Source organism: Candidatus Phytoplasma phoenicium, assembly GCF_001189415.1.
Taxonomy (GTDB): Bacteria; Bacillota_I; Bacilli_A; order Acholeplasmatales; family Acholeplasmataceae; genus Phytoplasma; species Phytoplasma phoenicium.
This window is the reverse complement of record NZ_JPSQ01000007.1, coordinates 1-12,935: the sequence shown is the minus strand read 5'-3', so window position 1 is coordinate 12,935 and position 12,935 is coordinate 1. Positions and strand designations below refer to the sequence as shown.

Here is a 12,935-nt window from a genome sequence, read left to right as displayed (position 1 = left end):
GGTTGTGCCCCAGAAAAATGGGACTTAAACTAAGCCAAAAAAAATAAGTCAAATTGTTTAATTAAAAATAAACAGTTTGACTTTTTTCTTTTGCCAAAAGTCAAATTGTAAAAGAGGAAAAAAAATGAACCATTCATATATTTATGAAATAAATTCTATTTTACAATATTTATCACAAACACAAACTTTTGAAATTATTTGTGGCCAACAAAAAAACCAAATATAATCTTTCTTCCAAGTGTTTATATTTGAATTATCAAGACATTCCACAATTTCACCATTTATTATGTTTAAATTCTTCCCCTCCTTTTCAAATCATGCATACTAAAGATTTAACTCAAAAATATTTATTTGTTTCTTTGGTAAAAATTTTATTTATTAAAAGGTTCAACAAACAAGGAGTAAAAACAAATGGAAGATAATAAAAATAGTTATTCCATCTTATTTATCTTTGTTTTTCCTATATTTTTAATTATTGTTATTTTAAGTGCTTGCAGTTTGTTTTATCTTAAAGCCAAAAACAAAATAGTTGAAAAACCTGTTTATCTGGAAAAAATAGTTAAAAAACCAATAATAGTTGAAAAATAGTTGAAAAACTAAAAGTAATTGAAGGTTGTGGTACAAGAATAATTACAGAAGTTGAAAAACCAATAATAGTGGAAAAAGAAGTTGAAAAAATAGTGGAAAAAGAAGTTGACAATCATAAGGATTATGTCGGAGCTGATTTTTTTCAAAAATACTATATTGATTTAGAAAATAAATTTGATGCCAAACAATTTGACTACGATAATTTAACCAGAACTTTAAAAATTAATTTATATAATAAAAAAAATCATCACCAAATTTACGAATTAGACGTTAAATATTGTGCACAACCTCAAGAATATCGTATTGTTGCTTTAACCTTAAAACATCCCCTTTATTGTGACGAAAAAATTACTTTATTTTTTGATTCTTTTTTTTTAAATCAATAAAAATTTGATCCTAAAGGTTATAAATGTGAGGAAGAATATGTAATTGGAAAAGTACTTTATTTTGAAAAAAGTTCTCCTTCATATTTGTCTCACATAAGAGCGTGGGAATATACTAAGGACCCTAAGAAGCTATTACCTTATCAAAATCTTGAAACTGCTAAACCATTTTTGCTACATTTAGATGCACAATCAGACAAAGTAGTAGATGCCTATAATTATTTTTGTGATACCCCATTCAGTAACGAAGATATGAACAACGAAAACTCACAAAAAGACCGCGATATAAGTTACATAAAGGATTGTCTTATGGAAGTGTATTCAGATGCCAACAAAATAACAAAGGCTTTAGAAAAATTTTTAGGTTTGGATGTTGAGGCTTTGAGAGATATAAATGACAACCCAAACCCAAACCCCAACACAAATCCAAACCCCAACACGAACATGAATCCAAACACTAACACAAACGGTGAACGTAATGCCTGTTAAACCAAATAATAAAAATAAAAAAGAATTTAACGCCCAAAGGAAAATATATGAAAAAAATAACTAAATATATTTATGATTTAAAATCAATTTTGAAATATTTACTTCAAGAAACGAAATTCAAAATTGTTTGTGTTCATCAAAAAACGAATTATAATACTTGTTTCAAATGTTTATATTTGAATTATAGAGATCTTTTAACCATACATCATCTGTTATTACAATTTCCTTCTCCTCCTTTTCAGATTGATTTTTCTTCTACTTTAACTCAAAATTATTTATTTGATGTGTCAACGAAAAAATTATTGGTTAATGAGGAAAAAACAACTCTTCAATCAAAAGATCCTATTTGGGATGATTCATGTCATCGTTTAGAAAAACAAGTTTTAGGAGATTTATAATGAAAAAAAACACTAAAAACCAACTTTGGGAACACTTTCAAAAACTTATCCCTGCGTCAAAAGACGTTTTAGTGGAAACAGACCTTCAAACTGCTATTCAACAAGATCCTGAATTAAAAACATTAACCTTTCACCAAAAAGATTTACCCATGGTCTCTAAATATTTAAAACTCAAGGCTCAAACCAAAAGTGCTTATGAAATTAAATTAAAAACTACTCCTTATGTTCATTTGGTTTATCAGGAAACTTTAGCTTCCCAGGCTTTACGTTTTCAAAACCATTTAAGGGAAATTCATCATATTTTTCATCAAACCTTTCAGGTGGAAACCTTGGAAAAAGTTAATGTCCAAACTTTTCGAACTAAAATTAAAGGTCAAAGAGAAATTTTAAAAAGTCATTTTCAAACTTTTCAAATTTATCAAACGAAACCTAGTTTATATCTTCAAGGTGATTTTTCTACTGGAAAAACTTATTTTTTAAAATTAATGATGCAAACTTTTTATCAACAATGTCAACCTTTTTTATTTCTCTTTATGCCAGAATTACCAAGTCAATTTAAAACTCATTGGCATGATGAACATTTAGGGAAAAAAATGGAAATATTAAAAACCATTCCTTATTTGTTTTTAGATGATTTAGGAGCAGAAAATTTAACTCCTTATTTACGAGATGATATTTTTTTACCTTTTCTTCATTACCGTCAGGAACAAGGATTACCTACTTTTATTAGTAGTGTTTTAACTATTCCTCAATTATTAGAACATTTAAGTATTAAGGAGGAAAAAAGTCAAAGAATCAAAGCTTTAAGAATCATCAATAAATTAAAACAGATGTGTCAATTTTATTCTTTTGACTTAAAACCCTCTCCTACTCCCCCTTTAACTTCCCCAATGGAAAAAGAAAGACTATGAAAAAAATGTATATTCATCGCACTACTTATTATGAAAATCAAAACAAAATTACTTATGATAATGAATTTAATGATCAAGGTATTATTATTAAACAAATTTGGTATTTACCGAATAGTCAAGACATTGATTTTATTGTTGAATATGATCCCCTCACAGGAGAAGAAATTGATATGGAAAAATTAAAAGAAACTTATTTAGTTACAGTAACCAACATTGATATGGGCCCATCACATGAAAATTGAATTAAAACAAAATAGTTGGGCTTGGTGGCAACATCGCAAAAATTTTTTGAACGCTTCCGAAATAGGTACCATCATGGGGTTAAATCCTTATGAAACTCCAGAAGAATTAATGAAAAAGAAGTTGTTTGGGAGTAATTTTGTGACCAACGAAGCAGTGGAACATGGAAAAAAAATGGAACCTCAGGCTAATTTATTTTTTTCGGTCAAAACTAAAAGAAATTATGAACCCGCTGTGTTTACGAAAGAGTTATTTTCCGCTTCTTTAGATGGTTACCATGAAGCCAGCCAAACTATGTTAGAAATTAAGTGTCCTTTAAAGAAAAATAGTTCCTCTTGGAAAGATTTTTTTGAAAAGAATGTCATTCCTCCTTATTACTGGGCTCAAATCCAATGTGGGTTATTTTGTTCCGATACACAAAAAGCTTATTTTCTGGTGTATTTTAATCCTCAAGAAAATTTTCTTCAAGAAGTAGTGATTAATCCTTCTTTTATTGGAGAAATGATGATAAAAGGTCGGGCTTATCAAAAATTATTCAATGATTACCAAAACCAAATGAAAGGAGAAAAACCGTGAACAATTTCTTGCAAGAAACCCAAAAATATCCTCCCGAAAAAGTGAAAGACATCATCCTCGCTAGTTTTCAAAAAAAATCAGCCCGTCAAATCGCGGAAAAAACAGACGTTGCCTTAGTCATTGTCCGTGATTGGCTTCAACTGAAACATGTTTGTTTATATTTTTTGCTCATGAGTGAAGAACTTTTTAGTTTAGACACTTTAATTGAACGGATTAGTCTTTTATCAAGTTATGTAGTCACATAAATCACTTTGGTTTGAGGTTTGAAGAAGAGGGGAAAGTTTTTCGTTTTTTCCTCGCTTTCTCCTTTTCTCCGAGCCTCAAACCAAAAAAAAAAAAAAAGAAAGAGAAAAAAATGACGAAAAAAGAATTAATTACTCACATCGCCCAACAAGGTCAAATCAGTATTACTCAAACAAAAGCGTTTTATGAAATTTTTGAAGAAGTTTTATATCAAGGGTTAAGTCAAGAAGGAGAAGTAGTATTATCACCAGAAATCGGGAAATTAATTTTAAGTACCCAAGCAGCTCGTATTTATCCTGAGATGAAACGCGTTTTTTATCCTAAAAAGAAAAAGTATAGGTTTCAACCCACAGGAAGAAAATTAGAATATCCCGCAGTGACTGTGGTGCGTTTTCGCCCTGCTACTAGTTTAAAACAAGCAGTGAAACCAATTATTTTAAAAAAGAAAAGTTAAAAAAAAGAAAGAGAGTCGAAAAAAATGGCTTTTTTAAAAAAGAAAAAAACAACTTCTCAGTTAATCTCGAAGAAAAAAAACAACCCCTCAATTAAAAAAAAAATATTACCCCAAACAACTTTAGTCAAAAAAACTCTCCCGAAAAAGTTACCTTTAAAAGCCACTCTCCAAGAAATGATTACGCAATTAGAACAATTATTAACTCAAATCAAGGAGTAAATTGTTATGTGGTGGGGTCTTAGTTTAGTGAGTTTAGGTTATTATTGTTTTAATTTTTTAAAAGGTTATACCGTTAAAGAAATTTTAGAACGTCGTTTGGATACGATGCAAACAACGATTTTTACTGTTTTTTTAATTTTGGGGTTTCAACCATTTTTTCTTTTTCTGCAAAAAGGGTTGATTTTCCTGAAAGATGTTTTTTTAGGTTGTTTTTTTCCTGAAAAAAAATTAAAAAATTTAGAAATTAAATACGCCAAAGAGGTTTATCGCCATGAATTACTTTTAAAAAAATTAGCTACTCTTCAAAACCAGCAACAAAAATTGCAACAAAAAATTTTGACTCAACAACACAAAGTAGCTCAAAAGAAAAACCAGCAAACTTTGAAAGACACTTTGGTCCAAAAAAAAGAATTGGAAGAGAAAAAAAATGAGTAATACAGGGTTCGCGGTGGGTTTAGTGTTGGGGGTTTTTGTGGGGGCTAGTTTTGCGACCGGGTTAATGTTTCTTATTAAGAAAATTTTTTTTAGCGTACCAGAAACCCAACAAAATTTCACCAAACTGCAAGCAGATATACAAAAATTATATCAGCGCCAAGAAGAGGAAGCTAAACCGCAACCCCCAAAGGTAGCCCCAGCACTGGCTGAACCCCCAATAAACAAAGAACAAGCAGAGAATGAGTTGGTTACCACAACGAACCTCTGCCTCGAAAATGAAAAAAATTAAGGAAAGAAAAAAAAATGATAGAAAAAAAACAAAAAATAAAAATAATTGGTTGGAGCTTATGGGTTATCGGCATAATGATAGTCGGTTTTTGTTTCGTTGTCAGTTTATTGAAAGATAAAACAGAGGACAATCCAAATAAGGTCATCACTCCTCCCTCCTCCTCCACCACTGTCGATTTCATCGAACAATTGGAAGAATGTCAAAAACTGTTAAAACAAACGAATGTAACTCCAGAATACCAAAAAATTTTGCAAGCCATTGTTCATAAACTAGAAACGAAAATTCAAAGAGCAGAAGAACAAAAAGCTTTTCAAGCTTATTTAAGTAATTTATCAGCAGAAATTCTTGATTTAGAAAAACAATTAAACGAACAACCCCTTTCTTTAATCAAAAAAAATACTTTATCAGGAAAAAAATTAAAGAAAGAAAAAGAATTAATCCAATTAAAAGAACAAAAAGATTTATTTCAAGAAAAAGAAGAACTGCAAACCCAAGTTTTACCTAATTTAGAAGAAAAATTAAAAGAAACCAGCTTAACTCCGCAAGATAAAACCAACTTAACGAAAGAAAAAACTAAGTGGGAAAATCGTCTTCAAGAAATTGAAACTTTTTTAATTAAAATTAAAAATCAACAAAGAATTCATACTTTAGAGAAACTTATCCGTCAAGAAGAAGAAGACGAAAGTTTAACCAAACTCTTGGAAGAAGAAAAAAATTATCTTAGCAGTCAAATTTAACGATGTGGCATTTTCGTCGTTGGCTTTTTCTGTTTTTCTTTTTTTACTGTGGTTATGTCATCGCGTTGCTGGGCAGACAGGAGGATGCTGGCGAGGTTTTTGCAGACATTCCTCGCCTGACCAAGGCAGTCACGGTCCCCAAAAAAACGCTGACGTATCTGGCTTCTGCTCCTTACGATTCTCTCGCTACCCAACCTATTGAAGATTTTTATTATCATTCCCTGGTGCCAGTGAAAAAAGAACAGGAAGGGGAAATGGTCATTTATGATGTTTATTTAGGAGAAAATACGGGGATGAAAGAAGCGTTAGGGTGGTTAAAATACGCTTTTCCCCAAAAAAACTTTCAACATCATTTTAGTTACGCTTTATATAATCAAGCAGATCTTGATGAAGTTTCTTTTGATTTTCGTCTGAAAGATCCGCCTCCTCATTTTTTGTTAGCATATTTTGAAGCAGGTACTAGAGAAGGCCAAGACGAAACTTTTTCTTTAGCTACTTTAAAAAAACAAGGGCACGGAGCTTCATCTTTATATTATTTTTGGAGTCAACCTAAACCTTATCTTCCCCAAACTACCCCTTTTCGTCCGGAAAATTATCAAGTAGATATTTTATATGACCAAGGTACTAATTTTGGTGGCCCTAGTTATTTTTTCCTTCATAAAGTAATCCTTAAAGATCGGGAAAAAAACCAAGTAGTAGGTGTTTTTCCGATGAATCAAAAAATTGAAGAACCTTTCTTTATTTTTAATTATGACTTTGCCTTAAAATTCCCTTTTTATAATTACGTCACAGAAGGGGTTTTATGGAATACTAATCACATTAAATCTTTAAAAAAGATTGATTTATATGAGCAAAAAACCAAGCAAAAAAGAACTTTATATTATGATGTAGAATAAAAAAACAAAGAAGAACATCAATCTTTATTTTTATTCAAAAATAAAAAAATACCCAAATTAAGAACTTTTTCGTCCTCAAATAAGACGTTAAACTGTTTGTTTGATAAAGTTATTAATATCTTTTCCCCCTTGAAAAGAACCAACTTAATTAATTATCATTGAAGAATTATTCGGAGCAATCTTTCTTGCACTTTTCAGTATCTTCCTACAAAAGATACTGAAACATCAAGAAGGAAAAAAATTCCTTCATTTTTTGACGAAAACATTAAATGATTGCTTTCTCTTTTGCTTAATCTTCTGATGGAATGAAACCCCAAAAGATTAAGGAAAGGAGAAAATTTAAAAAAAGGAATTTGAAAATCATGAAATTAGTGATGAAAAAAATTGTTGGTTGGTTATTGGGAGGTTTTGTAGTTTTGTTTGGAGGAACGTGGCTATATTGTCACTTGATGTTTTCCTCTACAGTACCAGTGACTCCCATCACCCATCCATCAAATGAATTGGACCAAATCCAAACTCAATTAAATCTCTTAACCCAAACAAATCAAAAGAAAATCGAAGAAGCCCAACAAATTCAAACGCTAGATGACCAGTTAAACAAACAAATCAGTTCTCATATCGGCTTAATTCAAGATCTTTACCAAGCCATTGGTCAGTTAGAAAAGGAAGCAAGCACTAAAGAAGAACAATTAAAAACAGCGACGGAGGAAGCAGAAAAAAAAACTTTAACGCAAGAAATTCAAAACCTCCAACAAAACATCACCACCAAAAAAGAGGAAAAAACTCAATTAGAACAAGCCACACAAGCTTTAGTGGAACAAAGAAAAGCCCTGAATCAACGTCAAACCACTCTCCATCAAACGATTAATCAAGAAAATAAGGTGATTAATCAAACCCAACAATTTCAAGTACTTTACACTGAAATTGAAGATTTAAAAACAGCGATGAGAGAAAACGAAGTTAACCAACAACGAACAGCCGAATTATTAAAGGAACAACCCGCTCATAGTACGGAAACTCCTCAGTTAGAAAAATACCAACTTTTTTTAAGAAAACAGTTATTAGCTTTCAACCAAAAAATTCAAAAAATTAACCAAATGATTGAAATCTTAAAAAATCCTCAATTAGTCACAGACAAGAAAAAACCCAAAACTTTTCAAAATGTTTATGGGATGGAAAAAGAAAAAAACCGACTAGCAAAATTAGTCCATTATTTTAAAGCAGACAAACACGTTTTAGGCTATCAAAATGTTAGACCCATGGGTGTTTTATTATATGGTCCTCCAGGAACAGGAAAAAGTCATTTAATTGAAGCTTTTTGTGGAGAAACAGAAACACATTTTATTGAATTAGATCCTTCTCGTTTCGACAAAACTTACGTGGGAGAAGGAAATGAAGAATTAGAAAAGATTTGGGCCGAAGCAGAAAGTCATGACAAAGCAGTGATTTTTATTGATGAAATTAGTGGTTTAGCGAATCGGGAAGATAAAAATACTAATCAAACCGCTAGTAACATTGTTAATAATTTATTAACCAAAATAGATGGTTTTAAAAGAAGTAATAAAAAAATTCTTTTAATGGGAGCGACTAATCATTTAGAAAAAATTGATAGTGCGTTAAGAAGTCGTTTTCAACAAGAAATTGAAATTGATTCTTTTTCGAAAGAAGAAATTCCTGGTTTTTTGGAATTCTTAATTTTACAAAATAATTATCGTCTTAGTTATCATACTTTTAATTATATTATGACTTTAGTTAATCGTTTACCTAAGGATAAATCTTTGTCCAATCGTGATTGGGTGAAATTACTGAATGATGCTTTTTTAAATTACGATTATTATGCTTATCATTTTCCTCGACATGAAGTGATGTTACCTTCTGATTTAGATGAAGCGTTGGAAACTCAAATCAATCAACTTAAAACCCAAGCTGAAGAACAACAACGTCGTGAAGCTTGTGAAGCAGAATATGCGAAATGGAAAGAAGGCTTATTAAAATACTTCACTGATCAAAGAGATATGACCCCAGTGCAAAAAACTTACATTTTTCAACGTTTCAATGGGTTAGATCAATGTCAACATCCTGACCTCGTCGCACAAAGTTTAACCCCTTTGATGAAAGGACCTTTTGATAATTGGCTTTTAGATTCAAACGATCCCTTTATAACGAGAGAAGAATTCGAACTCTTTAAAGATCTTTTTGAAAACGTTTATTACTTTAGCACAATAAGAGAGTCAACAAAATCTGATTTTGATTCAAATATTCTTGTATCAATAGATTATTTATTGCATCAAATACGTTTCGATTATGAAGGACCAAAATATCTTTTAGAAGAAGATAAGGATTTTTATATAGGGATTTTGAAATTTTTTATTCAAAAAAAAATACGCGGTGAAAGAAAAGAAATTTCATATTTCCTCCACTTTAATCCTGTAAAACAATATATTACCTTATATACAAAACCAATGAATGCGAAAGAAAATCCAACATACGATAACTTATTCCTTTATTTACAGAGAAAATGAATATGAAAGAGAATTAAAATGAACAAATTAAAACAAATTTTTTTCTTATTTTTATTAATTATTTTGGCAGTGGGTACGTATTTTCTTTATGCACATTATCATCAACCTATCAAAATAAAATTTGATTTTGAAAATCCATATGAAAAAATAAATTTAACCAAGATAAAACAGGAAGATATTGCAAAAATATTTCCTCACAACGACGATCTGACTGCAATCAAATTCAAACCAATCATACAACAATTCCGCAAAAACTTTCAATTTAAAAATAAAATTTCTGCTCCTCATATTTATCTTGCGAAAGATCAAAAGGAAATTGTGATTACAGGTTTAAAAAAAGATGATTTCCTGGAAGAAGAATTTAAATTTGCAGAAACTTCCTGTCAAGAAACAAATCCCATAACAAAACAAAGTCTTATAGTAAAAACTTCTTTTTATTTCCAAATTATGGAAAAAGAAAAAGATCAATTTACATTAAAATTTTTATCGCCCAAAACAGAAACAATCATTAAATAATAAAAAAACATAGTGACTAAAACTAAAAAATTTGATAAAACATTTGAAAACACTTTCCTCGAAGCAATGACTACTAACAAAGAAATAGTTTGATTTTCTAAAATAAGTAAAGGAAAATTAAAATCAAGAAAAACTTATTTCAGTAGCAACCTTCAAACAAAAAAAACTAAAAATTCCTGCCTTGCAAACTTTCAAAAAAACCATCAAAGGCAAAATTCAAAGTTAAATTTAAAATAGAAAAGGAAGAAAAGAAAAAATGGAAATATGGCAAAAAAAATCAACTTATTTGCAATTAATAATTTTAATTTTCATGATATTCACCACTTGGAACTTTCTGTATAATAATTATTGGAAAGAACAAATTAACAACCCTTATAACCAACATTTAAAAGACATTCATCAAATTGAAAAGAAAGTAGATAAATTTAAACAACAAAACCGCAATAATTTTCAAAAAATTAATGAAAAAATCGATAACTTACTGCTTTATACACAAACAAAACAAATATAAAAGAATAAAAAAAAGAATATAAAAAATCATTTTAACCCTTCTCACTTTATAATAAAAAGAGTTACACATGAAAAGAAAAAGGAGGAAGGGTAAAGTGATAAAAAAAAAATATTCATTGGAAATAAAATTAAAAGCGGTGTTAGCTTTTCAAGAAGGAGCCCATTACCACACTATTCAACAACGTTTGGGGATTAAAAATTTTAGTCAAATTTATCGATGGGTCAAATGGTTTCAAACCAAACAATGGGACCGTCTACAACCAAAAAGAGGTCCTCAATATACTAATCCCAAAAATATACCAGACCAACCCAAAGAAAAAACTTACCTCCTTATCAAACAAGAAATACAAAAAATTTTAAAATTAAAAGCCCCTCTCAACAAAAAAGTTTTTTTAACTATCATAAAAAAATACCAACAAATAGTTCCTTTAAAACAATTAAGAAAGTGGTTAGGTCTTACCAAAACCACTTATTACCGTTGGTTAAAAGCTGCTACTTCTTCTTCTTCTCCTTTAACCATCCAAATCCAACAAATTTGCCTTCAAAATAAATATTATAATAGTTTAGGCCAAAGCCGTTTTATATGGGTTTATCGTAAAGTTCATGCTTTTTTAGTGAGTCAAGGAGTAAAAGTTAACGCCAAAACAGTTTATAACAAAATGAAAGCATTAAAGTCTTTATGTCAAACGAAAAAAAACCGTTATATCAAAACTATTCATCAACAGGCTTATTACCGCCGTCCTTTATCCACAACTAATCTCTTAAAAAATAATTTTACTGCCAGTCAACCTGCTCAAAAACTTTGTGCGGATTTTACTTGTTTTATTTATGGACAACATCAAAGACTTTATTTATCCATTATTATGGATTTATATAACCGAGAGATTGTGGCTTATCAATGGGCAGAACAACAAACCAATTCTTTAGTTTTAAAAACGCTGCAACAACTTCCTTATTGTACTCAACCAGGAATTTTTCATTCAGATCAAGGAAGTCAGTATACTTCTTTAGAATTTCAAACAGTTTTAACATCCAAAAACTTAATGCCGAGTTTTTCCGAAAAAGGGGAACCTTCTCAAAACGCTTGCGTGGAAGCTTTTTTTAGTAATTTAAAATGTGAAACTTTTTATTTAGAAAAAAAGAAATTTTGCACTAAGAACAGATTAATCAATCTTATTGATACTTTTATCCAACATTATAACCAGAGTCGTCAACTTTCTTTTTTAAATTATGTTTCCCCTTTACAATACAAACAAATAAAACAACAAGCCCTCAATAGATAGAAGAGGGCTAGCTTTGTTGGAAAAATTCTTTAATTAAAAAATAATCAATAAGTAAAAAAATTAATCAATTTTCTCAGAAACTAAAAAAAGAAGGTTGACATTAATTTAAATACCTCTTTTAAGGGGTTTAACATTACTTAAAAGGCATAGTTTTTTATAAAGTAATAGAATAATATTACTCAATTAAATTAAAGGGCAAAACAGCTAAAAAAGAATATTAAAAATCTTTTTTGATTTTAACTTTTTACTTTATTTTTTATCATTTCTTTTTGCTTCTTTTTCTTTTCTTTTTTTCTTTTTTCTTTTTTAAAATTTTTTTTTGAAAAATTAAAAAAGAAATTTAAATTTTTTTAAAAAAGTGTTGACAAAAAAAATTTTTATGTTAGCATATTAGTAATTAGCAATTTGATTTTTATTTAGTAGTTCTAATTTTAGAACTCTAAGTGACAAAATATTTTGGCTTCATATGAGTTCCATTTTCTTGGAGCATTCAAAATAATGTTATGCTCTTTGGTCATAATCATCGATTGCTTTTACAAATCGTGTTTCTCATCTGGTTAATTTTTCTATTTTTTATCTATTTGCTGTCAACAAAAAAAATCACTATTTGTTAGTGAGTTTTTTAAGGAATAAAAATGAATTTATTGATAATTTGGAGATCAAAAATGCAATTTAAAAAATTTACATTAAATCGATCATTGCAGAATCTAAATGAACACTGTCTTTTATATTAATCATCCGACAATTTTTTTTCTTAACAAAATAATGAAGAAACCAATAAATACTTTGTGTTATAAAAACTATTAACCAAAAAAGACTTAATAAAAATGTTTTATTATCTAAATCTGTAGAAATATTTTCTAATTTGATAGGTATTTCATTCAAAGACAAAGTTGATTCTGGTCCATTGCTAATACAAGATTGTAAAACAGTATAAAATAAATGACCAATTTTTTTATCTTTTAAATAACCACTAATAATGACAGCATAAACAAAACCGCTGTTAATTAATAAATTAATCTTTGAAAAAATTTCGTATTGGACCTTATAGAAAAATTTTAATTTCTGTTGGTTATTTTTTTTATTGTTCTTTAATTTTAAATTATTTATGATCAAAATTTGTTCGCATTTTTTTGCAAAAATTAAAGTTAAAAAAAAAGTTAAACAAACATAAGAAACTAAAGTTTTTTGATCAACAACTTTCAAATAACCTAAAACGACAAATAACATAAAAAAAGAAAAAAAT

The 12,935-nt window shown here is 29.1% G+C and carries 20 protein-coding genes; 19 read left to right on the top strand and 1 reads right to left on the bottom strand.

Annotated features, from left to right (window positions below; translation table 11 throughout):
* Positions 1 to 248 precede the first annotated feature (248 nt).
* The 19 genes from AlmWB_RS01845 (at position 249) to AlmWB_RS00320 (ending at position 11,689) form a co-directional block, all read left to right on the top strand.
* On the top strand, positions 249 to 422 hold the full coding sequence (locus AlmWB_RS01845; RefSeq protein WP_192833060.1) for a hypothetical protein: 174 nt from the start codon (positions 249 to 251) through the stop codon (positions 420 to 422).
* Positions 412 to 588 carry a hypothetical protein gene (locus tag AlmWB_RS01790; protein ID WP_157022365.1) on the top strand — a complete coding sequence of 59 codons (177 nt, stop codon included), beginning with the start codon at positions 412 to 414 and terminating at the stop codon, positions 586 to 588. Before AlmWB_RS01845 ends, AlmWB_RS01790 begins: the two co-directional genes overlap by 11 nt.
* Before the next feature lie 68 nt (positions 589 to 656).
* Complete coding sequence (locus AlmWB_RS00400) at positions 657 to 974, top strand: hypothetical protein (RefSeq protein WP_050337037.1); 318 nt, start codon at positions 657 to 659, stop codon at positions 972 to 974.
* An 84-nt stretch (positions 975 to 1,058) separates the two neighbouring features.
* A complete protein-coding gene (locus AlmWB_RS00395) occupies positions 1,059 to 1,460 on the top strand; it encodes a hypothetical protein (protein ID WP_050337035.1) in 402 nt (133 codons plus the stop codon).
* Positions 1,461 to 1,507: 47 nt separating this feature from the next.
* Positions 1,508 to 1,858, top strand: coding sequence for a hypothetical protein (locus AlmWB_RS00390; protein WP_050337033.1), 351 nt, complete (start codon positions 1,508 to 1,510; stop codon positions 1,856 to 1,858).
* A complete protein-coding gene (locus AlmWB_RS00385) occupies positions 1,858 to 2,769 on the top strand; it encodes a hypothetical protein (protein WP_050337031.1) in 912 nt (303 codons plus the stop codon). Before AlmWB_RS00390 ends, AlmWB_RS00385 begins: the two co-directional genes overlap by 1 nt.
* Entirely contained in the window at positions 2,766 to 3,011 is a 246-nt protein-coding gene (locus tag AlmWB_RS00380) for a DUF2963 domain-containing protein (RefSeq protein ID WP_050337029.1), read from the top strand. Before AlmWB_RS00385 ends, AlmWB_RS00380 begins: the two co-directional genes overlap by 4 nt.
* Positions 3,001 to 3,585: a lambda-exonuclease family protein gene (locus AlmWB_RS00375; RefSeq protein WP_050337027.1), complete on the top strand. Its 585-nt coding sequence runs from the start codon at positions 3,001 to 3,003 to the stop codon at positions 3,583 to 3,585. Before AlmWB_RS00380 ends, AlmWB_RS00375 begins: the two co-directional genes overlap by 11 nt.
* The gene (locus tag AlmWB_RS00370) at positions 3,582 to 3,830 is read left to right on the top strand and encodes a hypothetical protein (RefSeq protein WP_050337025.1); all 249 of its coding nucleotides are present in this window, start codon (positions 3,582 to 3,584) and stop codon (positions 3,828 to 3,830) included. The genes AlmWB_RS00375 and AlmWB_RS00370 overlap by 4 nt, the downstream gene beginning before the upstream one ends.
* Positions 3,831 to 3,940: 110 nt before the next feature.
* Positions 3,941 to 4,282, top strand: a complete 342-nt coding sequence (locus tag AlmWB_RS00365) for an HU family DNA-binding protein (RefSeq protein WP_050337023.1) — start codon at positions 3,941 to 3,943, stop codon at positions 4,280 to 4,282.
* Positions 4,283 to 4,306: 24 nt separating this feature from the next.
* On the top strand, positions 4,307 to 4,501 hold the full coding sequence (locus AlmWB_RS00360; protein ID WP_050337021.1) for a hypothetical protein: 195 nt from the start codon (positions 4,307 to 4,309) through the stop codon (positions 4,499 to 4,501).
* A 6-nt stretch (positions 4,502 to 4,507) separates the two neighbouring features.
* A complete protein-coding gene (locus tag AlmWB_RS00355) occupies positions 4,508 to 4,936 on the top strand; it encodes a hypothetical protein (protein WP_050337019.1) in 429 nt (142 codons plus the stop codon).
* Positions 4,929 to 5,225 (top strand): hypothetical protein, encoded by a 297-nt coding sequence (locus tag AlmWB_RS00350; protein WP_050337017.1) that lies wholly within the window; start codon positions 4,929 to 4,931, stop codon positions 5,223 to 5,225. Before AlmWB_RS00355 ends, AlmWB_RS00350 begins: the two co-directional genes overlap by 8 nt.
* A gap of 14 nt (positions 5,226 to 5,239) precedes the next feature.
* Positions 5,240 to 5,962, top strand: coding sequence for a hypothetical protein (locus AlmWB_RS00345; protein ID WP_050337015.1), 723 nt, complete (start codon positions 5,240 to 5,242; stop codon positions 5,960 to 5,962).
* A 2-nt stretch (positions 5,963 to 5,964) separates the two neighbouring features.
* Positions 5,965 to 6,858 (top strand): hypothetical protein, encoded by an 894-nt coding sequence (locus tag AlmWB_RS00340; protein ID WP_157022364.1) that lies wholly within the window; start codon positions 5,965 to 5,967, stop codon positions 6,856 to 6,858.
* 362 nt (positions 6,859 to 7,220) lie between these two features.
* Entirely contained in the window at positions 7,221 to 9,380 is a 2,160-nt protein-coding gene (locus AlmWB_RS00335; protein ID WP_050337011.1) for an AAA family ATPase, read from the top strand.
* 18 nt (positions 9,381 to 9,398) lie between these two features.
* Positions 9,399 to 9,896 (top strand): hypothetical protein, encoded by a 498-nt coding sequence (locus AlmWB_RS00330; RefSeq protein WP_050337009.1) that lies wholly within the window; start codon positions 9,399 to 9,401, stop codon positions 9,894 to 9,896.
* Positions 9,897 to 10,152: 256 nt separating this feature from the next.
* Entirely contained in the window at positions 10,153 to 10,407 is a 255-nt protein-coding gene (locus AlmWB_RS00325) for a hypothetical protein (RefSeq protein WP_050337007.1), read from the top strand.
* Between the two features lie 94 nt (positions 10,408 to 10,501).
* Positions 10,502 to 11,689 carry an IS3 family transposase gene (locus tag AlmWB_RS00320; protein ID WP_050337005.1) on the top strand — a complete coding sequence of 396 codons (1,188 nt, stop codon included), beginning with the start codon at positions 10,502 to 10,504 and terminating at the stop codon, positions 11,687 to 11,689.
* A 681-nt stretch (positions 11,690 to 12,370) separates the two neighbouring features.
* Here the strand turns inward: AlmWB_RS00320 and AlmWB_RS01840 are convergent.
* The coding region (locus AlmWB_RS01840) for a hypothetical protein (RefSeq protein ID WP_192833059.1) at positions 12,371 to 12,935 on the bottom strand (565 nt) is incomplete at its 5' end.